Annotated in this window: 18 protein-coding genes; 13 read left to right on the top strand and 5 right to left on the bottom strand. The window is 49.5% G+C overall.

Annotated elements, in window-relative coordinates:
* The first annotated feature begins 568 nt into the window (after positions 1 to 568).
* From RSX24_RS06610 to RSX24_RS06565, 10 genes are all read left to right on the top strand, one after another.
* Positions 569 to 1,795 carry an MFS transporter gene (locus tag RSX24_RS06610; RefSeq protein ID WP_343260023.1) on the top strand — a complete coding sequence of 409 codons (1,227 nt, stop codon included), beginning with the start codon at positions 569 to 571 and terminating at the stop codon, positions 1,793 to 1,795.
* 472 nt (positions 1,796 to 2,267) lie between these two features.
* Positions 2,268 to 2,756, top strand: a complete 489-nt coding sequence (locus RSX24_RS06605; RefSeq protein WP_236415173.1) for a DinB family protein — start codon at positions 2,268 to 2,270, stop codon at positions 2,754 to 2,756.
* 182 nt (positions 2,757 to 2,938) lie between these two features.
* Positions 2,939 to 3,226, top strand: coding sequence for a hypothetical protein (locus tag RSX24_RS06600; protein WP_236415172.1), 288 nt, complete (start codon positions 2,939 to 2,941; stop codon positions 3,224 to 3,226).
* Between the two features lie 165 nt (positions 3,227 to 3,391).
* The gene (locus tag RSX24_RS06595; RefSeq protein WP_343260022.1) at positions 3,392 to 4,087 is read left to right on the top strand and encodes an MORN repeat-containing protein; all 696 of its coding nucleotides are present in this window, start codon (positions 3,392 to 3,394) and stop codon (positions 4,085 to 4,087) included.
* Positions 4,088 to 4,220: 133 nt separating this feature from the next.
* On the top strand, positions 4,221 to 4,790 hold the full coding sequence (locus tag RSX24_RS06590; RefSeq protein WP_343260021.1) for a GNAT family N-acetyltransferase: 570 nt from the start codon (positions 4,221 to 4,223) through the stop codon (positions 4,788 to 4,790).
* Positions 4,791 to 5,106: 316 nt separating this feature from the next.
* On the top strand, positions 5,107 to 5,958 hold the full coding sequence (gene rhaD, locus RSX24_RS06585; RefSeq protein WP_236415168.1) for a rhamnulose-1-phosphate aldolase: 852 nt from the start codon (positions 5,107 to 5,109) through the stop codon (positions 5,956 to 5,958).
* Positions 5,959 to 6,287: 329 nt separating this feature from the next.
* Positions 6,288 to 8,105: an APC family permease gene (locus RSX24_RS06580; RefSeq protein ID WP_339276614.1), complete on the top strand. Its 1,818-nt coding sequence runs from the start codon at positions 6,288 to 6,290 to the stop codon at positions 8,103 to 8,105.
* A 303-nt stretch (positions 8,106 to 8,408) separates the two neighbouring features.
* Positions 8,409 to 9,374 (top strand): carbohydrate ABC transporter permease, encoded by a 966-nt coding sequence (locus tag RSX24_RS06575; protein ID WP_343260020.1) that lies wholly within the window; start codon positions 8,409 to 8,411, stop codon positions 9,372 to 9,374.
* A complete protein-coding gene (locus RSX24_RS06570; RefSeq protein ID WP_343260019.1) occupies positions 9,371 to 10,195 on the top strand; it encodes a carbohydrate ABC transporter permease in 825 nt (274 codons plus the stop codon). The genes RSX24_RS06575 and RSX24_RS06570 overlap by 4 nt, the downstream gene beginning before the upstream one ends.
* A 242-nt stretch (positions 10,196 to 10,437) precedes the next feature.
* The gene (locus tag RSX24_RS06565) at positions 10,438 to 11,823 is read left to right on the top strand and encodes an ABC transporter substrate-binding protein (RefSeq protein WP_343260018.1); all 1,386 of its coding nucleotides are present in this window, start codon (positions 10,438 to 10,440) and stop codon (positions 11,821 to 11,823) included.
* Positions 11,824 to 12,075: 252 nt separating this feature from the next.
* On the opposite strand, the gene RSX24_RS06560 is transcribed toward RSX24_RS06565, so the two are convergent.
* Positions 12,076 to 14,679 carry a glycine betaine ABC transporter substrate-binding protein gene (locus tag RSX24_RS06560; RefSeq protein WP_343260017.1) on the bottom strand — a complete coding sequence of 868 codons (2,604 nt, stop codon included), beginning with the start codon at positions 14,677 to 14,679 and terminating at the stop codon, positions 12,076 to 12,078.
* Complete coding sequence (locus RSX24_RS06555) at positions 14,676 to 15,875, bottom strand: quaternary amine ABC transporter ATP-binding protein (RefSeq protein ID WP_236415161.1); 1,200 nt, start codon at positions 15,873 to 15,875, stop codon at positions 14,676 to 14,678. Before RSX24_RS06555 ends, RSX24_RS06560 begins: the two co-directional genes overlap by 4 nt.
* Positions 15,876 to 16,368: 493 nt before the next feature.
* Here RSX24_RS06555 and RSX24_RS06550 point away from each other — a divergent pair, with 493 nt between their 5' ends.
* Entirely contained in the window at positions 16,369 to 16,944 is a 576-nt protein-coding gene (locus tag RSX24_RS06550; RefSeq protein ID WP_236415160.1) for a GbsR/MarR family transcriptional regulator, read from the top strand.
* A gap of 49 nt (positions 16,945 to 16,993) precedes the next feature.
* Here the strand turns inward: RSX24_RS06550 and RSX24_RS06545 are convergent, their stop codons facing one another.
* Positions 16,994 to 18,610 carry a helix-turn-helix domain-containing protein gene (locus RSX24_RS06545; RefSeq protein WP_343260016.1) on the bottom strand — a complete coding sequence of 539 codons (1,617 nt, stop codon included), beginning with the start codon at positions 18,608 to 18,610 and terminating at the stop codon, positions 16,994 to 16,996.
* Between the two features lie 159 nt (positions 18,611 to 18,769).
* Complete coding sequence (locus RSX24_RS06540) at positions 18,770 to 20,056, bottom strand: DUF5050 domain-containing protein (RefSeq protein WP_236415158.1); 1,287 nt, start codon at positions 20,054 to 20,056, stop codon at positions 18,770 to 18,772.
* A 239-nt stretch (positions 20,057 to 20,295) separates the two neighbouring features.
* Between RSX24_RS06540 and RSX24_RS06535 the strand changes: the two genes are divergently transcribed.
* Both RSX24_RS06535 and RSX24_RS06530 read left to right on the top strand, forming a co-directional pair.
* Positions 20,296 to 21,309 (top strand): Gfo/Idh/MocA family oxidoreductase, encoded by a 1,014-nt coding sequence (locus RSX24_RS06535; RefSeq protein ID WP_343260015.1) that lies wholly within the window; start codon positions 20,296 to 20,298, stop codon positions 21,307 to 21,309.
* Positions 21,310 to 21,343: 34 nt separating this feature from the next.
* Positions 21,344 to 22,327, top strand: coding sequence for a Gfo/Idh/MocA family protein (locus RSX24_RS06530; protein ID WP_236415399.1), 984 nt, complete (start codon positions 21,344 to 21,346; stop codon positions 22,325 to 22,327).
* Here RSX24_RS06530 and RSX24_RS06525 read toward each other — a convergent pair.
* Positions 22,318 to 23,112, bottom strand: coding sequence for a MurR/RpiR family transcriptional regulator (locus RSX24_RS06525; RefSeq protein ID WP_343260014.1), 795 nt, complete (start codon positions 23,110 to 23,112; stop codon positions 22,318 to 22,320). The genes RSX24_RS06530 and RSX24_RS06525 overlap by 10 nt on opposite strands.
* Between the last annotated feature and the right edge of the window lie 32 nt (positions 23,113 to 23,144).

Genomic DNA, 23,144 nt, shown 5'->3' with positions numbered 1-23,144 from the left:
GTTATTACGGAATGGGCGGCATGATGTAACATGAGGACTGAACCCTTGCGTAGCAAGGATTTCTCCTCAGGATAACCCTGATTGCCCATATTGTGTTAAATAAAAGGCACCATAGAGTAGATATCTACTCTATGGTGCCTTTTATTTTTAGAGGGTTTTTATGGATAATATTTCCGGCTTTGATCTTAATGCATCAGTCGGAAGAGATGCTCCCTCTGCGACAAAAGGGACAAAATCTGTTTAGGTTGACATCTAAAGAACTCCATGGTAACATTCAACTCATTAAATAAGAGGAGGCACGTTATCTATGACACATTCCATGCGTATTCGATAAGCTGGCAATAAAAAAGCGGATTTTTCTTCCACACAATTGTGGGCTTTTTTTGAGCTGCTTATTTTTACGTATGGTGAGACATAGATTACGATCTGGATAGCTTATTTTGGCTATGCCTTGTATCGCCGTGTCCTAATTCGTGATGAATGCAGATCTAAGCCCGCATAGTGGTTTGGATCTGTATTTTTTATTGCCGAAAACAAATAACCAATAAAAGATACAGGGAGAATGAATATGAATACACAAAGATGGAAACGTAGTTTCTTTACGATATGGGCCGGCCAGGCCATTTCACTCATTACAAGCGCCGCCCTGCAAATGGCAATTATTTGGTATCTTACAGACACGACAGGATCTGCAATGGTGCTCGCTATTGCAACTATGGTAGGGTTTTTGCCTCAAGCTATCTTGGGTACCATGATCGGAGTATTGGTTGACCGTTGGAATCGAAAGCTGGTCATGATCGGAGCAGACCTTATGGTTGCTGCCGCAGGTGTGGCCTTGGCAGTGGTCGCACTTACAATCGAGCTACCAATATGGGTAGTAATGCTCGTCTTATTAATTCGTAGTATTGGTACCGCATTTCACACACCTGCTTTGAGTGCAGTGACGCCGTTGTTGGTTCCAGAGGATCAACTGACGAAGTGCGCGGGATACAGCCAATCGGTACAGTCGGCAAGCTATATTATCAGCCCTGCAATCGGAGCTTTTCTATATTCGACATGGGAGCTGAATGCCATTATTCTCATCGATGTGTTGGGTGCATTGATCGCTTGCACCACGGTGGCGGTCGTGACTATACCTAATCAAAAGCTGCAAGCAGAAAGTGCCACAAGCAACTTTTTTGAAGAAGTCAAAGATGGCTATCGTGTACTAAGAGAATCGAAGGGATTATTCGCATTGCTTTGGATCGGTGCGCTGTATGCATTTGTCTTTATGCCAATCAATGCCTTGTTCCCATTAATGAGCATGAGCTATTTCAAAGGCACGGCCACCCATGCTTCTATTGTGGAAATCGCCTTCGCAGTAGGCATGCTGGTAGGCGGCTTGTTGCTTGGGGCATGGGGCGGATTCAAAAACCGTGCGCTGAGCATCGTGTTTTCCATTTCATTAATGGGGAGTGCCTTATTCATTTCTGGCCTATTGCCGATCAATGGCTATCTCGTTTTTGTTCTATGCAGTGTCTTGATGGGCTTATCCAGTCCGTTCTATAACGGTGTACAGATGGCGCTCATACAGGAGAAGATTCAACCTGAGTATTTAGGGCGGGTATTTGGCCTGCTGGGTAGCCTAGTATCCTTTGCCATGCCGATCGGATTGATCGTGTCCGGTATTTTCGCGGATCGAGTTGGCATTAACATGTGGTTTCTGTTATCGGGGGTTGTCATCATCGGAATTGCCATACTATGTGCATCTCTTCCCTCCATCCGAGAATTAGACAAAAAAGCTGAAAGGGACTAATACGATGAGATACATGCATAGCTACTTCTTCATATAGTCCTCCCTTCCTAAATCACAGGCGATCCTGCGAACAAGAAAACTGTGAATTCAGAAGGGGGTAACAATAATGAATGCATTGATTAACGCAAAAGAATCATAACAGCTAGTATGGTGCTAATTGGTGTGTTCTATGGATCACATCTCCCCTCTTTTTTGATCCAAATTTCATGTGGATTTCAGAATCATTTAAGGTTCGGGCTTTAATATATATCTTGTAAACCCCTTCTCGTGTGAAAAATAGATGTGTGATTGGCCCTGTCGGATCATCCGGCAGGGCACTTTTTTTGTTTATGGGTTTACGCGCTTCGAGTGCAGTATGGTATCATTTTATATAAACCGCAAAAACTTCCACATGTTAACGGAGAAATAAAATGGTTTTCATTCACTATACTTTTGATTAAAACAAGTTAAACCTGAAAAGGAGAGGTTGTTCATGAGTGGAACGTTTCAAGTAAGGGATCATTTGTTGCGAGAATTGGAGTTAGGCATCAGAACAGGCGCGTCGCTGATTCGTTTGATTCGTCCCGAGGATTGGGCGTACCGTCCACAGGATAATATGCGCTCCTTGGTCGAGTTGGTTCACCATTTTGTGCAAATCACCGCATCCGATCTGGCAATCATGCAGGAAAAGTCCGAATCCGAGGTAGGAGAGGTCGAGAATCGGCTGTCCGGTATGCAGGACGTTGAAAAGGTTGAAGCGGCGTTGTGGGGGAATTTCGAGGCGTACAAGGATTACATCGTTTCGCTAAGCGAAGAGGATTACCTCAATCGTTCCACGAAAGCATTCTACATGGAGCATGGGCACCTTCAAGCCCAATGGCAGATTGAGACGTTGACTCATGTGTTTCATCACCGTTCCCAGCTGTACAACTATTTGAAACAGCTTGGACACGAATTGAACTTCTTCATGCTGTATGCCTAAGCACGCCGATTTACAATCTATCCATAGCTGCAAGCCACCGGATAAGCCGGTGGTTTTTTTATTAATTTTATTATAAATCTAGCAGGTCTATGAAAAATGGACGTAACGACACGTGCATTTACCGCTGCAATTATAGATTCGGCGCATAGAATGCATTATCAAAACAAGAGGAGGTGAGTTCGATGGCCATCCTTTTACCACAACAAACTTACGCCCTTGCCGCAAACGTCGGCAGATCGTATTACGAGAGCCTGGCGGGAGGTATCAACGCCAGCGTGACCGTGAACAACGTTGGACCTGCATCAATAAATCTGGTCATTACGCGTGTTGATGGTCCGAGTGTGACGTTTGCAATCCCTGCGGGAAACGGTCTTACGATTACCGTTAATGGGTTGCTCGTGGCTGGTTTGTTGACGACTGCGCTCGGCGCCGCTACCGGCACGATTCAAGTGGCAATTGCCGAATTCTGATTTGAATGGTGTATAGGTAGACAAGCAAGTCCCTGCACGGACAAGTTCCGGCAGGGGCTTGTTTTTTTGGTTGAAGCTCAAGGATAATGAAAGCTCTTCCATCTATTGGCTTTCAGTCTGTAGATTAATGGAGATACCTTGAATATGACGAAAAGGAAGGTTAGAATGTTGAAAAATCTATTTCTGTTCATGTTGGGAGTCATCCTGTTTGTTTCGCTGTCAGCATCTCCCGAAAAAGCGCTGGCAGCTTCCAAAATGAGTATGCTGGACTACGGCAGCGGGGTTGTATACTACGGAGAAACGAGCAACGGCAAGCCGCATGGTTATGGAACGATGAGCTGGGGTTACAGTAAAAGCTACAAGGGAGATTGGGTAGAGGGAAAACGTTCGGGCGAGGGTGTGTATAAATCGGTAACCAAGGATAATGAACAAATCACAACGGTCAAATATGAGGGCAGTTGGAAGAACGATAAAAAAGAGGGACAAGGAACGTTATTAACTACAGATATCACGGTTCAGGGCGAAATGATGGGAGAGAGTCTCCAAATCGGAAACTTTGCCAAAGACAAGTGGATTAGCGGTTATCAGGTGGAGCATTTTTTGATGGCAGATCCCCCTTATAATTTTACATATAAAGATCCGAATAAAACCATTCGAGTGATGGGCGGCGCCGAAGGCATTCTTACAGGATTAAAGGAAGGCTACTTCTTCGCTTTTACTTATCAGAAAGGCAAGATCTATAAGGATGTGGGCGTTGGCGATGAGTTTGACCAAAAACAATTTGCCGCTTTCATTAAAACCATCGAAAAAGAAATCAAACCCGTCATTGATCGATTTGAAAAATTGGCAAGATCATTGTAAAACGTGAAGGGCCGTCCTGATGGCATGCGCCAATCGAATTGTTGATGAACCACTGTTTATTCTGCCTGGAATCGACGTAATTTTTGGTATAGACAGCCGTTCACGGCTGCCGAAATAGTAGGAGGGATTCATTATGGAACGTACTGTTTTTCTTGAAACGGAACGCTTGGCGTTCTCGACCTGGACGAGAGAGGATTATGCGCTCGCCGCATCGTTATGGGAAGATCCGGAAGTGGGCAAATGGATCAGCAGCAAAGGTTATTTAAGCGAGGATGAGGTGGAGGCACGCCTCGAACAGGAAGTAAAACGCGAACAGGAGCTGGGGATACAATATTGGCCCATCTTCGAGAAAGAATCAGGCCAGTTCGTAGGGTGCTGCGGCCTTCGTCCGTATGAAGATCGAGAGCGGGTATTCGAGCTTGGTTTTCATCTAACCCGGGATCAATGGGGAAAAGGCTACGCCACGGAAGCGGCCAGGGCGGTGATTGACTATGCCTTCACGCAAAAGGGGGCAGAAGCGTTATTTGCCGGTCATCATCCGGCTAACGACGGTTCCGGGAAGGTACTTCGCAAACTTGGCTTCACTTACCAGGGCGAGGAATTTTATGAGCCGACGGGCAAGATGCACCCTTCATACATCTTGTTGAACAGCGATAAGCAATCTGAACGGGTTGGAGATCGTGGCCGGTTGGGTTATAGTTAACATTGTTTTTATGCTTTTTTTATGTCGTTTTCAGCTTCTATTAAGGTAGCGGGGGTAAGATAGATTTTGTAAACCCCTTCTCGTGTTAGATAGATGTGTGACTGACCTCGTCGGATGCCGATGAGGTATTTTTTTATCCGTTTTTCAAAAAAACGTCAAAAACAAAAATAAACAAAGATAAATAAAACGAAATAAATAATAAATCGATTGACTTATAAAGATAAACAAAGGTATAATGAATGTGAAAAAAGGAACGTATTCGTCCGTGAAGTGCCGTGAACTTTCATTCGATGAACAAATAAAGGAGAGAACGATCATGAACATGATCTTTAAGCATGACCCCGCGCAAGTTGCCGGCTGGGACATTCCATTTGTCCGCGAAATGGCGGAAATTACGCAGCATATGTGGAAAAACGGCTGGGATGAACGCAATGGGGGCAATGTCAGCTATTTGCTTGATGAGGAAGAAGTAGCCAGGTATGTCGATATCCATCAGGTGCTTCGCACGATCAAACCGGCTTTTTCGGTCGAAGAATTGGCAGGAAAATATTTTATCGTTACCGCTTCGGGCAAATATTTCAAAAACGTGCTTGCCGATCCCGAAAGCAATCTTGGACTGCTGCGCGTATCGCAGGATGGACAGCAGCTGGAAGTGCTGTGGGGCTTCAAGTCAGGAGCAAACCCGACGAGCGAATTGCCGACGCACTTTATGAGCCATATCGAGAGATTGAAGGCAGACCCGAATCATCGGGTCGTCATGCACAACCATGCAACCAACGTGCTTGCAATGACTTTCATCCATGAGCTTGACGAGAGCCGATTCACCAGAACGCTTTGGCAGATGTGTACCGAATGTGTGGTGGTATTCCCGGATGGCGTCGGCATCATCCCTTGGATGGTACCTGGTTCGAACGAGATCGGCCAGGCGACTGCGGAAAAAATGAAACAATTTCACGCCGTCATTTGGCCGCAGCACGGCATCTTCGGTACAGGCACAACGATTGACGAGGCGTTTGGTTTGATTGAAACGATCGAGAAGGCGGCACAGGTATACATGCTTGTCGCAGGCCATGAGATCAAACAACGCATCACGGATGAACAGCTTGCCAACCTTGCGAAGGCTTTTGGGGTTACGCCTCGGCCGGGCATTTTGAATGTGGCCCTGTAATCCTCGAGGAACTCGTCTGAACGAAAATACAGGCGTTCTTCAGCACTTGAACAGCATAGGTTTTTCCAGAATGGCAAACAATACGCTAGGATGGTCTTCGGTGAACGCAAAAGCCGAAGGCTATTTTTCATTTTCAGGCAAGCAAACGTCGTTTTGGACCAAAAAACTCTGATTTGTGCATAAAGATCGGCTTTGTTATTCATTATTGAATCGTAGAATGCATTATCGCGCGCTGGCGAATCCCGGGTGAAATGACATATTGTCATCGGCACGGCGATTTTGCATAATAACAATGCTCCACACATGAAAGACGGAAGGAAGTCATGATTATGTTTGGCAAAATGAAAAGAGTCCTGATCGGCAAACCGATGAAATCCACTGAATTGGATGCGGAAAAGCTCGGGAAATGGAAGGCGCTCGCCATCCTTTCCTCCGATGCGCTGTCTTCCGTAGCCTACGGCACGGAACAGATTTTGCTGGTGTTGATTGCGGCCGGATTCGCCGCCTTATGGTATTCGGTGCCTATTTCCCTGGCTGTTCTCGGACTGCTCGTCATATTGATTTTTTCATATCGCCAAACCATATTTGCATATCCAACGGGCGGCGGCGCCTATATTGTGGCCAAGGATAATCTGGGCACAACGCCGAGCCTGATTGCAGGGGGATCGCTGCTTGTCGATTACATCCTGACGGTGGCCGTCAGCTCGTCCGCAGGCACGGACGCCATTACGTCGGCATTTCCTGCGCTGCATGATTACAGCGTGATCATCGCGCTGGTCATGATTTTGTTTTTGACGATCATGAATTTGCGCGGGGTTACGGAATCGGCCTCGGTACTGGCGATCCCGATCTATCTGTTTATTTTCTCCATCGCGATATTGATCATCTCGGGGGGCATCAAATATTTTACGGGCGGGGTTCATGCGGCCGCTCCCGAGTTTGGAAACACGTTATCCCATGTGAGCCTGTTTCTGCTGCTGAAGGCGTTCAGCTCGGGCTGCTCAGCCTTGACCGGCGTGGAGGCAGTCAGCAATGCCATCCCGAACTTCAAACAGCCTGCCGAGAAGAACGCCGCCGGCACGCTTATGCTTATGGGATGTATACTGGGGGCCATGTTCATTGGCATCACCTTGCTAGCTTTTGCTTACGGAGTGAAGCCTGACCCCAAAGCAACGGTTATTTCCCAAATCGCCGAATCTACATTTGGACGGGGAACGATGTATTTTATCATTCAGGGTGTGACTGCGCTCATCTTGTTCCTGGCGGCGAATACGGCATATTCCGCTTTTCCGCTGCTGTCCTTCATGATGGCCAAGGATAAATATATGCCGCATGCGTTCATGGTCCGGGGCGACCGGTTGGGCTTTTCGAACGGCATCATTTTTCTCAGCGTCATGTCCGCCTTGCTCGTCGTTGGGTTCAAAGGCAATACGGAAAGCCTGATTCCGCTGTATGCGGTCGGCGTATTCATTCCGTTTACGCTGTCGCAGCTTGGCATGATGATCCGCTGGATCAAAGTCAAACCAAAGGGCTGGGGAGTCAAACTGTTGGTCAATACGATCGGCATGCTGACCACGCTTTCCATCACGCTGATTTTTATTTTTACCAAATTCACGCAAACGTGGTTCATCTTCATTTTCCTGCCTCTGGTGGTGTACGTGTTCATGCGCATTCATCGCCACTATTGCAACATTGCGGACGAATTGCGAATCAACATTGCGGAGGAGAAACCGATCCCGAAAGGTAACACCATCGTGATTCCGGTAGCCGGCATTACGCGCGTGGTCATGAACACGATTAGTTACGCAAAGACGATGTCGGATAACGTGGTGGCGCTGTACATTGGCTTTGACGATGAAGCGATTCGCAAAATGGAGCGGAAGTGGGAAGAATGGAACCCCGGCGTACGGTTGGTCGTGGTCAAATCCAGATATCGCAGCATCATGGGCCCGCTTAAAAAATTCATTGATACGGTGGAATGGAAAACGGCAGAAACGGACCACATCACCATTCTGATCCCGCAATTCATTACAAAGCATTGGTGGCAAAACGTGCTTCACAACCAGACCAGTTTCATGATTCGCGCATACCTGATTAATTACAAGGATGTGATCGTAACGACAGTGCCATATCATCTTCATCGATAAACATGAGTGATGTCGTAGTTTGTAAAAACGGTTCATTCGGATTCGACCTTGCTGATTTATCTTCCATTTACAATGCAAAACCGCTCCGGCTCTGCTTATTCAGAGCTGGCGCGGTTTTTTTGTTCATGTCCGCAGAACACATATGTCCTTATTTTATCCATGATTTAGTAAATGTTACAGTTGATCGTTAACATGAACTTGATTTAGGAGAAATTGTCCGGTGACATTTTCCTTTTAGACTAAAAAGCAGGGTTAAGAGCTTAACTTCATATCGAAAGGTAAATCAAGGGGGAAGACCATCCGATGAGTGAGCTTGACAAACGGATCAGCTTGCCAACGTCCAGAGCACGCGTTTCCGAGGCAGCAGAACAGCGGCGCACGGCTTCGCTCCGCGTGCAACGACTGCGTGAGAACCTGCTGGCTTATGGTTTCTTGGCGCCATCGCTGCTTCTGTTTGCGGTGTTTCTGTTTTATCCGATGTTCAAGTCCGTGTATTTGAGCCTTCATTCCACGGATCCGACCGGGCAGATTGCAGCATTTGTCGGGTTGGACAACTTCAAGGCCGTGTTTCAGTCGGGATTGTTCTTTCAAGGAATGAAAGTAACGCTGTTGTTTGTTCTGTTGACTGTACCGACAGGCATTTTTGCTGCACTTGTTCTGGCAGCTCTTACGCACAACCGCTTTAAGGGCATGCGCATGTTTCAATTCGTTTTTTCGCTCCCGGTGGTCCTGTCCGTAGGTTCGTCTGCGGTCATCTGGAAGTTCCTGTTTCACCCGACGCTTGGCATGCTTAACTACCTTCTTGGCAAGGCAGGCATCGAACCGATTCCGTGGTTAACCAGCCCGGATTGGGCTTTGTTTTCCATTTCCATCATGACCATCTGGATGAACCTGGGCTTCAACTACATTATCATTTCCAGCGGATTGCAGGGCATTCCGGACGAGATCTACGAAAGCGCCAAAATCGATGGGGCCGGAGCGCTGCTCACGTTTCGAAAAATAACGATGCCGCTGCTGTCGCCCACTCTGTTTTTCGTGACTGTGGTATCGATGATCGGTGCGTTCCAGTCGTTTGGCCAGATCAACATTCTGACCCGTGGCGGTCCGATGGACAGTACCAACGTATTCGTATATTCGATTTATCAAGAAGCCTTTATCAATTTCCGTTTCGGGACAGGCAGTGCTCAAGCGCTCATTTTGTTTGCCGTGATCATGCTGCTGACGCTGATCCAATTCAAGTGGGTGGAAAGGAAGGTGCATTACCAATGAAAGCGTCGTGGACGACCAGAACGCTGCTGTACATCGTGTTGACCATCTGCGCTGCGTTGGTGCTGTATCCCGTCATGTACACCTTTTTCATGGCCATCATGAGCCCGGAGGATGCCAGTGCGTATCCGCCGCACATCATTCCGCAATCTGTGGATTTGTCCAATTTCGCCGAAGTGTTCGAGATCGTGCCGATCGGTTCGTTTATCGGAAACACGTTTCTCGTCTCCGGCGTTACGATGCTGGGACAGCTCGTTACGGCGAGCATGGCGGCTTATGCTTTTGCCAAAATGCAATTCAGGGGCAAAAACATCATGTTCAGCCTGTTCGTGGCCACCATGATGATTCCGTGGGAAGTGACGATGATCCCCAACTATCTGACGGTCCGCAGCTGGGGCTGGCTGGATTCGTACCAAGGATTGACCGTGCCGTTTCTGGCTACGGCGTTTGGCACGTTTCTTCTCAGACAGTTTTTCATGCAGCTGCCGAAAGAATTGTTCGAAGCGGCCAGAATGGATGGATGCGGCCATGTTCGTTATTTCATTTCCCATGTGCTTCCCTTATCGCGTCCGGCACTTGGCACCCTGGCGATCTACTCGTTTCTGAACATGTATAACTCATATTTGTGGCCATTGCTTGTCACGAACACTCCGGAAATGCGCACCGCGCAAATCGGGATCTCCATGCTGGAATTTCAGGAATCGACGTCATGGAATCTGGTGTTTGCAGGAACGGCATTGGTCATTCTCCCATCGTTATTGCTGTTGATTTTTGGCTTGAAGCAGCTGGTACGCGGAATGGCCGCCGGTGCGCTCAAGGGTTAATAAAAATAAAAAAATGGGACGTTCAACAAGGTGCGGCTATAAGCCAGGAGTAGTGGAGAAAACGAGATCGATTCTGAAGAAGCGCGAGCGTTCGCCTTTGTCTCCGAATTTCATGCCGAAGCAGAAAATAAATCAGGGAAATCTGGAGACAACAGCGATCGGAAGAACGATTTCGATTCGGAACGTCTACTCGTGCTGGCTTCCAAGCTTTGATTTTGAACGGGCCCAAAAGGAGAGAGAACATGAACAAGAACGTACGTATGAAAAAAAGAGGAACGTTTGCACTCATGCTTGCAGCACTCATGTTGGTCATTTCCGCATGCGGAGGAAAAACGGATACAGCCACCACCTCCGGAGGTGCCCAAGTGGATACGGTTGCGGCATCTAACAACGATCCGATTCAATTGACTTGGTGGCATTCCATGTCGGGTTCAGGGGAGAAGGCGATCAACCAGCTTGCCTCCGATTTCAACGCCAGCCATCCGGACATTCAGGTCAAAGCGATTTATCAGGGCAAATACGATGAAAGCTTGAACAAACTCAAAGCGTCGATGGGGTCGGACAGCGGTCCGGACATTATCCAGGTGTATGAGATCGGCAGCAAATTCATGATCGATTCCGGCATGATCACGCCGGTGCAGCAGTTCATCGACAAGGAAAACTTCGATCTGTCCAAGCTGGAACCCAATATCATTCGCTATTACACCATTGATGGCAAGTTGAATGCGATGCCGTTTAATACGTCCAACCCGATTCTGTATTACAACAAGGATGCCTTCAAAGCAGCCGGACTGGACCCGGAAAATCCTCCAAAAACATACGAAGAGTTCGAACAGGCGGCCAAAGCGCTGTCCCAGAACGGCAAGCCCGGAGCTTCCATGGCGATCTACGGCTGGTTCATGGAGCAGTATTTTGCCAACCAGAATGCAGATTATGTTAACAACGGCAACGGAAGAAGCGAAGCTGCAACCGAATCTTTGCTGAATTCCGAAGCTGGTGTAAAAACATTGACTTGGTGGAAAAAAATGATCGACGATAAAACGCTGGCCAACCTCGGACGCAGCACGGATGATACGTCAGCGGCCTTTGCCGCGGAGCAGATCGGCATGACGCTGGACTCAACGGCTTCCTTGCGTGGTATTGTGGAGAAGGTTGGAGGCAAATTTGAACTGGGAACAGGCTTCCTGCCGCGTCCATCTGATGTAAAAGAAGGCGGCGTTGTCGTTGGCGGAGCCAGCCTGTACATCATGAACAACAAATCCGAAGCCCAGCAGCAAGCGGCATGGGAGTTCATCAAGTATTTGGCAACACCTGAAGTGCAAGCGAACTGGAGCGTGGCGACAGGATACTTCCCCATTACGACAGCAGCCTACGACCAGCAAGTATTAAAGGATAATATGGCGAAGTACCCGCAATTCCAGACAGCAGTCGACCAACTTCACGCTTCCGTGGATTCGACGGCAACTTCCGGCGCGGTGATGGGCGTTTTCCCCGAAGCCCGTCAAATTGTCGAAGGCGCGATCGAAGCCGTGTTGAACGGTCAAGGCACACCTCAGGAAGCATTGGATACGGCGGCGAAGCAGATTACGGAGAAGATTGCACAGTACAACGCAACGGTGAAAAAATAAGCAGGTTGAAAAGAAGGATGGATGTGGCAGGCAACAACAGGTTTAATCCGTTTGCGGAGGCAACGCGTGCGGAAGTGGTTACGCTGCTGATGTCTGCAGCAGAAATGCAGAATTAACCGTAAGTGAATTTAGAATGTACCGATAAAATGTCGAACGATGCAAAACAAGCTGCTCCTGGATAGGAGCAGCTTGTTTGCGTAATGAATGAAGAACATAGAAGGACATATGCATAATGGCTTTTTGCATAGCGGATTATTGCTTCAAATCTTCAATGGAACTGATGTTCATATAGCTTGGAACGACGAGGCCCGTACGGACGCCGGTCATGTTGGTGCCGAGATCGTCCAACTGGTCTTTGTACTTGGCCCAGTAATCGGCATGCGTCAGCGGCAGCCAGGCTGCCGGGGAAGCGTCCACGTCCCCGGTGGCAACCCCGGTCCACAAAGGTCCGGGCTCTACTTGCAGCGCGGTGACTTTATAGCCCAGATCATTTTCCAAAACGTATTTCAACAGATTGGTGCTGGCGATTTCCGAATCCCATGCAACATATCCAAGGCGGAACGTATCCCCCTTGACGGGAGTCAACCCTTTGGTCCATTCGGCGATTTGCTCGGGATGTTTGCCGGCATAATCCTTTGCTGCTTGCTCAGGTGTGGTGCCGTCCTGGATCGCGATCATCATTTCGCCCATTTGGTCTGACGTCCAATTGAAGCGGGACAGGAATTCGTAGGCAACCGGATGATCGTCCTTCAGGCCTTTGCGGGCAATCGTATGAATTTCTTCAGCATCCCCGTACACTTTATCCGGATCATCCAAATATTTCAGATCATATTGATTGAACATCCAGTGCGGCGTCCAACCGGTAACGATAATCGGCTCCTCGTTTTTGTAGGCTTTATCCAGCGTCGCCGTCATAGCGGCACCGGAGCCTTCAACCAGATTCCAACCGGTCAGCCCGTACGTTTCGATCGCGCTGGCGGTAGACTTCATGATGCCTGCTCCCGGATCGATACCGATAATCTGATGGCTGACTGCATCTCCTACATTCGCTGCTATGTCCGCATTGGCAGGAGCGGAGGCGGAGCCGGACGAAGCGGCTCCTGTCTCCAGATCTTCAATCGAATTGACATCGGTCATATACGATGGGACGACAAGGCCGGTACGGACGCCAGTCATATTGGCGCCAAGGTCGTCGACCTGGTCTTTGTAACGCGCCCAATAATCGGCATGGGTGAGCGGCAGCCATGCGGCAGGCGAAGCGTCGACATCTCCGGAAGCAACGCCGGTCCACATCGGTCCTGCTTCGACTTGAAGCGCATTGACTTTATAGCCGAGTTTGTTTTCCATGACGTATTTCAGCAAATTGGTGCTCGCGATTTCGGAATCCCAAGCGACGTAACTCAGTTTGAACGAATCTCCATTTACCGGAGCAAGGCCTTTCGTCCACTCATTAATTTGATCGGCATGTTTCTCTGCATAATCTTGCGCCGCTTGCTCGGGAGATGTGCCATTCTGAATGGCAATCATCATTTCGCCCATTTGGTCCGAGGTCCAATTGAAGCGGGTCAGGAATTCATAGGCAACCGGATGATCATCCTTCAGGCCTTTGCGGGCAATGGTATGAATTTCCTCGGCATCGCCAAACGATTTTTTCGGATCTTCCAAGTACTTCAGGTCGTATTTGTTGAACATCCAGTGCGGCGTCCAACCGGTAATAATGAGCGGTTCTTTGTTTTTGTACGCTTTGTCGAGCGTGGCCGTCATGGCAGCACCCGATCCCTCAACCAGCGTCCAGTCGGACAAGTGGTAATCATCGATCGCTTTGTTCGCGGATTTCATGATGCCTGCCCCAGGGTCGATACCGATAATTTGGTAATTAACCTCGTTACCAACCGTGTTAGCCGATGTGTTCCCCCCGTCAGACGTATTTCCACCAACGAAATATTGGGAGAATCCGGCAATGAGCACGACCGCTGCGGCAGCTACCGTAATCCACGCTTTTTGCTTCGACGATACGCGGGAAGACTTCTTCCGGCCAGGCATAAACAGGTTTTGTGTAAATCGGTCCAGCACGATGGCCAGCACCACGACGGCAAGCCCGGCTTCGAAACCTTTACCGATCTGAAGCTGCGTCACGGCCCGGTATACCTCTGCACCGATGCCTTGCGCACCGATCATCGAGGCGATCACGACCATGGACAGCGACAGCATGATCGTTTGGTTGACCCCCGACATCAGCGTAGGCAGTGCCAGCGGAAGCTGCACCTTGAACAGCTTTTGCCCGGAGGTGGAACCGAACGCATCGGCCGCTTCCACCAGTTCGCCAGATACTTGGTTGATCCCCAGATGGGTCAAACGAATCGTTGGCGGAATGGCGAAAATGACTGAAGCGATAACCCCTGGAACGACGCCCAGGCTAAAGAACGTAACAGCAGGCAGCAGGTAAACGAAGGCAGGCATCGTTTGCATGAAATCCAGCAGCGGAGTGATGATGCGTGCCGCCGTTTTGCTGTATGCCAGCCATATTCCGATCGGAACGCCCAACAGGATCGAGATCAGGCCCGAGGTAATGACAAGCCCCAGAGTGTCCATCGATTGGGTCCAATACCCGAGGTTTTCGATCAGCAAGAAACCGATGATGGTGAAAAGGGTAAGCGGCAGACGGCCTACCAGATAGGCCAATACGGCCAAGATGGCAATGAACAGCAGCGGATGCGGGAGCAAAAACAATCCCGAAAAGAAATCGACAACCGCTCCGATCACCGTCGATATGACATTGAACAGGCCGGAGAGCGAATCGCTCATCCAGTCGACAATGGCTTCAATCCACGATGCCAGTGGAATTTTCGGTATCATTCTCCGGGCACCTCCTCTTTCGTTACTTCACCGCTCAACGCACCAAGCAGGGCTCCCCGAACGATGACGCCTTGCAAGCGGCCGTTTTCGTTCACGACGGCAAGAGGCACCTGGGAAGAGCTTGTAATTTCAAACAGCTCGTGAATCAACGTTTCCGGCGCAACCTGCGGCCCGTCGGTAATCAGAATATCATTGAGCGTTTTGTTTTCGCGCATGGCACGCGAAGCGTCCTCCGCGGTAATGACGCCGAGCAGCTTTTTCGCTCGGTCAATGACGAACAGGTTGGAAATGCCTCGTTCGCGCATCAATTCGAGTGCAACGCGCGGACCGCGGTCCGGCGTAATCGTTTCGGGCCTGCGCATGACGTGGGCAGCCGTGAGGACTTTGGACAGATCCACGTCTTCGACGAAGCGGGCCACATACGAGTTGGCCGGTTGAATCATGATTTCTTCCGGAGTACCGATCTGTACGACGGCGCCGTCTTTCATGAGGGCAATCCGATCGCCGATGCGCAGCGCTTCGTCCAAGTCATGGGTGATAAAGATGATCGTTTTTTTCATTTTATCCTGAAGCTCAATCAATTCATCCTGCATATCCCGGCGAATCAATGGATCGAGTGCACTGAACGCTTCGTCCATGAGCAGTACTTCCGGATCGTTAGCGAGTGCGCGAGCCAGACCGACACGCTGCTGCATGCCGCCGCTCAACTCATCGGGCATTTTGTCTTCCCAGCCCTTAAGGCCAACCAGCTCCAATGAGGTTTTGGCTTTCTCGCGGCGTACGCTTTTGTCCACCTTTTGGACTTCAAGACCGTACTCCACGTTTTCCAGCACGGTGCGATGAGGGAAGAGCGCGAATTTCTGAAATACCATGCTGATCGTCTTCCGGCGTACTTCGCGAAGCTGTTCCTTGTTCATTTTGCGCAAATCCTTGCCATGAACGAGAATCTCTCCCGACGTCGGTTCGATCAGACGGTTAAACATGCGAACCAGGGTGGATTTACCACTCCCGGACAGTCCCATAATGACGAAAATCTCTCCTTGGTTAATCTCCATGTTGACCCGGTTGACACCAACCGTAATTTGTTTCTCTTTAGCCAACTTTTCCTTGCCCCAACCTTGTTCAAGCAGTTGCAATCCTTGTTCGGTGTGGGGACCAAACAGTTTGCTTACGTTCCTTACTTCAAGTATGGTCAATTGCCTTCACCCCTTCTGATGTGTTGTGCACTTCGAATGGCCTGCAGCTATACGCAAGCCCATACACTTGCGAGCCTAGCCACGAAATCCGGTTTTGCTTTGGCTTCCCGTCTTTCTGGGTAACGTTAATATTCTAACAAATAAACAAACTGTATATCAAACGAACAAACAGTACATAATGTTTGTACAGTAAAAACTGTACAAAGTTTCTCTCCGAAATGCTCCCTGATGCTCATTATTATGGCAAATAAGGCTTCTTTACATTTGATAAGGCAACTCCTACAATAGACAATGAGCTGAATCTAAGCTTTTTTTGGGGTTATACAATAGTCATGGGCACAGCAATATGGAAATCTGCCCTTAACATGCATTCGGTATTGTTGCTTCTGGCATATAGAATGTCCTGTCGAATGCATTCCCATGTAAGCTGGATGATTTCCGACATTGCATTGATTTTGCCAAGACTGGAATGTTCAGAATGGAGGTTGCAAGCATGAGCTTGGACCATTTGCAAGAAGAACAGCAGGCAACCGTTCTTAAAATTCGTAAGCGCGTCATTGAAGCCATCGGGCGCAACATGGATTTATACGGCGTTACGCTGTCCACGGGACACTTGTATGGATTGCTTTTTTTTGCAGACAAACCGATGACCCTTGATGATATGGGCCGGGAAATGGAAATGAGCAAAACGAGCATGAGCACCGGCGTACGGAATCTGCTGGATCTGAAAATGGTAAACAAAGTGTGGAGCAAAGGTTCGCGAAAAGATTTGTATGAGGTCGAATATGATTGGTATCAAACATTTACGGATTATTTCGTCATTAAATGGAGAAAAGCGGTCGAGAGCAACCTGCAGGTGTTTCGCAAGTCGATCGAGGAATTGAACCGGCTCGCGGATACGCTGAACGAAGAGACGGATGCGGAGCTTCTGCGTATTCTGGAACAGGACAGGGGCAAAATGCTGCAAGCGGAAGCTTATTATAAATGGTTGGATCGCCTGATTGATGCCATGGAGGATGAAGAGATATATAAGCTGGTTCCGCGTGAGGAAGTCAAAGATCGGTCCTAGCGCACACGAAAAAGGCACTTTCCGTTCAAAGGAGAGTGCCTTTTTTCATTTAATAGGCCTGAAAGAGTGCTACATGTCGGTCAGCCAATTGTTCAAGTTCGTTTAGAATTTGCTGGCGGCCCGAAGGGGTTCGGCTCATTCGCATCCAGTCCTGGATCTCGTGTACGCTTCCCTGAAGAACGGCTGGAGATCGGTTCCAGGCCGCAGTTTGTTTTAGGCGTCTGAGCATTTTCTCGCTGCCCGCCTGTTCAGGAGAGCGGAGCAGCAGCAAATGATCTGTGTCCAGCAAAGGAATACTGTCGGCCGTGTATTCAACCCATGCATGAATGTTGGGCTGGGTTAAGCTTGCAGGCTGCAGGCAAAGACGATGATACAGCAGTTCGTTCAGCGGGTGCTCCAGGCCGCCTTGGATACGAATGCAATAGGGCGTGATTTGCAGCAACGTTACACGTTCCCTGCCGAAATGCTGGCGGAGCCTTTTGCTCACATCCAGTGCGCGAAATTCCAATTGTTTGAGATTTTGCAGGGCTCGTTCTTCTTGCCCCGCCAATTCGGCGACACGCCAGTGGGTTTCCTTCCAATCCAGTGCCGGGTCGATGAACACGGTAGGCGCGATCATTTTCAGTCGATCCCGAAAGAAGCTGTGGTTATGGTCTGCGATGATCAGATCGGGTTTGGTCCGACGCAATCGATCAAGCAGCCCAATAAGCTGACGAGATTGATCGACGTCGCCTTGTTCCCGTTCCTTTGAGACGCCGAGGGCTGCTGCCGCTTCCAGTCCAAGGGAGGAAAGATGATCCTGGAGATGGATGGTGGAGACCGTGGCTATCTTCAATTGTCTCCTCTTCATATATAAACTTGGTGCCATGCCGAAGCTCTGCTTGAATTTGCGGCTGAAATAATATTCATTGCCATAGCCTACGGACTCGGCCACGTCCTTGATGGTCTGTTTGTCCTGGCTCAATAATCGTTTGGCCTCGTCGATCCGCATCCGGTTCAGGTAGTCGGTGGGAGAAATGCCTTTGGCCTTCTTGAAGCTGCGTGAATAGGAGCTGGCGGTCAATCCTGCCATTTTGGCCAGTTGTTCCATGCTGATTCCTTCGCTCATATATCGTTGCATATATGCAATGCTGTGTTCCAAGGAAAGATCAACCTTCTCAAGGTTGTCTTCCAAACGGTGTTCCGACAAGTGCTGCAGCAATTCATGCAGTTGGCTGTGGACGCTGATGCAGTGCTCTTGTTGCCGTGTCCCGCGATAAGCTTCATGGAGCCGAATGAAACGCTGCACGGATTGGGACTCATGACGCACGCGCAGCCTCCCGGTCGGCCAGTGAAGCGGAAACTCGGGATGGGGGAGCATGTGCCATTCACCGCGTACCTGCTTCAGCCTTACGGTGTTCATGCTCAGCAAAATGCACTCTATCGGAGTACGGGAAGCCGCCTCGAGCGTTGTGCCTCTTTCCAGGAAAAATAAATGGTTGGCCCGAGCCGCATGTACCTTATCATTCAATACCAGAATACCTTCTCCTTGCAAAACAAGACAAAGCATGGGCCGGGTTACGGCTTGTTCGTGCAAACGGAAATTCTCCCCACGGCGTACACGGCACATGGATGAGAGAAGCGGCAGTGATGAGGTTTTGGAAATGAAGGGAAGCTGTTCAGTCATACGGACCATCCTTTGATTTCATTTTCTTAATGATAACAATTATCATTCTCAAATGGAAGGCGTTTTTTAGTTTTATTGCCGAACTTAGCCCCGGAAAAACAAAAATACCCTGAACACGGATGGTTCAGGGTATCCTTCATGGATCGAGATCAGTCTTCTTTAGTTAGGCGTTGCCAACAAAATGCGGTCGGCGTACACTTCGCTGAGCACTTTTTTGCCAGTGCCGTTCGCTTGCACATGGTAAAGGCGGAACTGATCATCGGCATTCAAGTAAAATACGCCTGGAACTTCGTTGCCGAATTGATAATAATCCCATTCTTCCCCGGCCAGCTTGGTGACTTTGAGCGCCGTATTTACGGCGTAAATGCCATTATAGTTGGAGATGTAGGCCAGCGTTGGCGAAGCGTTCGTCAGTTGTGAACCGAGAGAGTTCACGCCGCTGAGGTTGAGGTTGGCCGTTTTGGTGACTTTGCTGGCCGATACCGTTTTGCCGTAGGCTTTTTTGTCCGCATCGATAATGATGACTTTGTCCGTACCGACCATCGTTGTTTCACGCACGCTTTTGCTGTGAAGCTGCATCGTTTTACCCGCCGTGGTCAGTGCAAAGGCTTTGCCTGTAGCATAGTTGTAATCCTTGTTGCTGTCCAGCTTGATGCCTTTGTTGTAAACGTAAAGATTGCCTGCCCAACCGCCGGAATAAGCGGCATTAACGTCCAGCTTCGCCTTCGGATTGACGGCTTTGCCTTTGCCGGTGCTGTAGTTGACGGAATACATAACGACGGCGTTGGTCGAGTAGACCGTTTCGTACTCATCGGTATTGACCATCATAAGCAGTGCGTTTTTGGTTGAGTTGATGAAATAGCTGTCTTCCACGGCGCCCGCTGCAATGGATTGAACGGAACCGCTGCCGTTTGTAGCTTTGGAAGCAACGTACGTTTTGCCGTTAATTACTGCATTGTAGTAGACTCTGCCTTTGCTTACATATAGCAGAGGGAAGTCCGTATTCGCCCGGTCGGCGATTTTTTGGACCGTGGATGGAGCGCTGTTTCCGTTGGTACGGTAGATGGCACCCTTGGAATCAAGATAATAAATGAAGCCGTTATCCGTAGCGTAGTCGAGTACGTCTTCAGCAAAAGTTTCGCTCTCGTCCTGTGAGCCGTCATTTTTCACCCGGTGCAGCGTCGTGGACGTTGCGGTTTCCGTGTAATAGAGGTAGGAGCCGGCTGCTTGAAGCCCAGATCCTTTAAAGTCGAGCAATACTTCCGTCGTGCCGGAACCGTCTCCGGATACTTTGTAGAGCACGCCGTCCGAATCGTAATATACCGTTGATTGGCTAAGGGATGCCGCTTGCGCTTTACCTCCACTTACCAGTGCTGCTGTGGCAAACAGGGAAACCATCAGCACGGCACACATCGTTCGTTGCAGTCGCAAAGACCATTTTTTCATAGACCCATCTTCACCCTTCGTTCGCAATGTATGTATATAATACCTTAAAATATATCGGTAATCTATGGAAAAAATGTTAGAGCAACGCGGGAAATGTTTTTGGAATGAAATTCGATTTCATTCTGTTGGACACATATAGAGAATCTATGCACGCTGCGGCCAATACCTTCCGAAAGCATTCCCCGAACCGACCCCGTGCTGGTACCATGGCGATATCAAGCGAATAAGGAGTAAAGCGAATGATGAATATCGCCATGATTGGGTTCGGAAACGCGGTCGTAAACTACCATTTGCCTTACTTGGCAGGGAGAGAAGGGATTAAAGTAAAAACGATCTTCCGCCGGGAGGAGGACCGCGTCGGGGATATGGAGCGTGAAGCGTATTATCCGGATATTGCATTCACGAGCGACTTGAACGCCGTATTGTCGGATCAGGACATCGAATTGATCGTTGTGGCGACCCATGTGGACAGCCATTTCGAATATGCCAGACTGGCGCTTGAACATGGCAAGCATGTGCTTGTGGAGAAGCCTTTTGCCTCCACCTCGGGAGAAGCGCGCCGTATTTTTGAGCTTGCAGAACGGAAAAACCTGATTGCCATGGCCAATCAGAACCGCAGATTCGATGGGGATTTTCTCACGTTGAAAAAAGTTATGGAGAGCGGCAAACTTGGCAGCATCGTTGAAATTCAATCGCACTACGATTATTTCAGGCCAGCCTGGGTCAAACCGGGATTCACGATGCTGCACGGATTGGCCGTGCATCCCATCGATCAGCTGATCTCCCTGTTCGGCAGGGCAGACCGGATCGATTACGATGTCCGCAGCCTTGCTTATCCGGGCGAGTCCGATGATTACGTGGACATTGATTTTCGCTACGGCAAAGCCAAAATGACCGTCAAGTGCAGCATGCTCGTCAGCATCGAGCATCCCAAGTTCGTCGTTCACGGCGACCGGGGCAGCTTCGTCAAATACAGCAGCGGCCACCAGCACAAGAACGAGCATGGACCGACCGTCGTTTCGTTTGAGCCGGAGGACGAAGCCAATTGGGGAACGCTCCGTTATGTCGACGATGATGGGAATTCCCGCACGGAAAAGGTTCCGTCGGAAGTAACGGATTACGGCATCCTGTATGAACAGCTTCTCGTGGCAATACGGCATGGGACAGACAAGCCGGTCAAGGATGACGAGGTTCTGTACGTCCTGGACATTTTGCAGCAAGGGGTAAAAGTGGCCAAACAGGCTCAAGCATAAATTATTATGAATGATCAGGAGTGAAGAGAACATGATGAACATTGCAACGATCGGCACCGGAAGCATCGTGGATGCCATGTTGGCAGCGATCAGCGAAGTGGAGAGAGTAACTTGTACCGCGATGTATTCGCGCAAGCGGGAGACGGCTCAGCCTCTGGCCGACAAGTACGGGGTGGATTCTGTTTATACCGATCTGGAGGCGCTGTTTGCTGATACAAATGTGGATGCCGTATACATCGCTTCGCCGAACAGCCTTCATTATGAACAAGCATACCGGGCAATGGAGCATGGCAAACACGTCATTTGCGAGAAACCGTTTGCGTCCAACCTGGCCGAAACGGAATCGCTCATCGCCCTTGCCAAACAGAAAAACCTGTTCCTTTTCGAAGCGATCTCCAACATCCATTTGCCGAACTACGCGGCGGTGCAGGAACAATTGCCCAAGCTGGGCCATATCAAATTCATTCAATGCAACTACAGCCAATATTCCCGAAAATACGACCAGCTGTTGGCAGGCGAGACGCCGAACGTATTCAATCCGCAATTTTCCGGCGGGGCGATCATGGACATCAACATCTACAACATTCATTTCGTCATGAAAATGTTCGGTGCTCCGGAATCCGTGACCTATACGGCGAACAAACACGCCAACGGGATCGACACGTCAGGCGTAGCCGTGCTTCAATATCCCGACTTCATTGCGGAATGCGTGGGCTGCAAGGATACGAGCAGCATGAATTTCGTGCTGATTCAGGGCGAGAAGGGATATATCCAGGTCGTCGGCGGCGCCAATGGGTGCCGGGAAATCAAGGTGCAGATCGGCGAGAAAACCGAAGAGCTGAACCGCCAAAACCGGAAGAACTGGTTTTACTACGAGTGGGAGACGTTCCGGGACATTTACGAAAGCGGAGATCAACAGCGCTGCCATGAACTGCTGGCGCACAGCCGATCCGTCATGAGCGTGCTGACGAGTGCGCGCAAGGACGCAGGCATTCGATTTGCAGCCGATCAGGCCTGATTATCGGACTCGTCGATGCTGCACATGTACAGGATGTCGAAGATGTACATGACGGAAAGCATGGAGGACATCTTGCTAAGCCGCAGTTGGTCGCTGTATGCGTAAGTAAGCAGCGTTTCATCACATTGCTTTGCCAACGTCGAATCATTGTTGCCGGTCACGGCAATGACGTTCATCCGTTTGCCGCTCAGAAGGCTCGCCGCTTCAATCATGGCAGGATTCTCGCCGGTGTGGGAGATGACAAAGGATACCGTAGCCGATCCGGCGTGCACGGTATTCAAATAGTGCCTGTTCGGCGTATTGTGGGCAATGGCAGGCAGGCCGAGTTCATTCCATTTGGTACAGGCCTGCCGCGCCACGTCATAGTTCACGTCGCTTCCGTAAATATCGATCCGGCTGGACTGTTTCAGCGTCCCCACGATGCGCTCGATCACGGCGCCGTTCAACATCCGCCGCGTCTCGGCGACGGCTTGCTGATACAGGTATGGCACGGATTCGATCGCGGTTTGCACGTTCCCGAACTCCGGCGTCTGCACCTCTGGCGATGCGATGGCGGAAGGGGCCTGCACGGTTTCGAGCGCCAGCTTCAACTGAAAGTCCGGGTACCCTTTGGTACCCAGTTTTTTGCATAAGCGGACAATGGTCGATGAGCTTGTAAAGGTTAAATGAGCCAGCTCCTGGGCCGTGGAATGGAAGACGGCTTCGGGATGCTGGAGGATATAATCCACGATGTGCTTTTCCTGTGTCGTTAAATGCTGCGCGTATTTCATTTGAAGAAGTAACATGGGTTCCAATCCTCTCCGTCGTCTTGCCGTCT

Source organism: Paenibacillus hubeiensis (assembly GCF_032334105.1).
In the GTDB taxonomy this organism is placed as follows: Bacteria; Bacillota; Bacilli; order Paenibacillales; family Paenibacillaceae; genus Paenibacillus; species Paenibacillus hubeiensis.
This window is presented reverse-complemented; position numbering and strand designations above follow the sequence as displayed.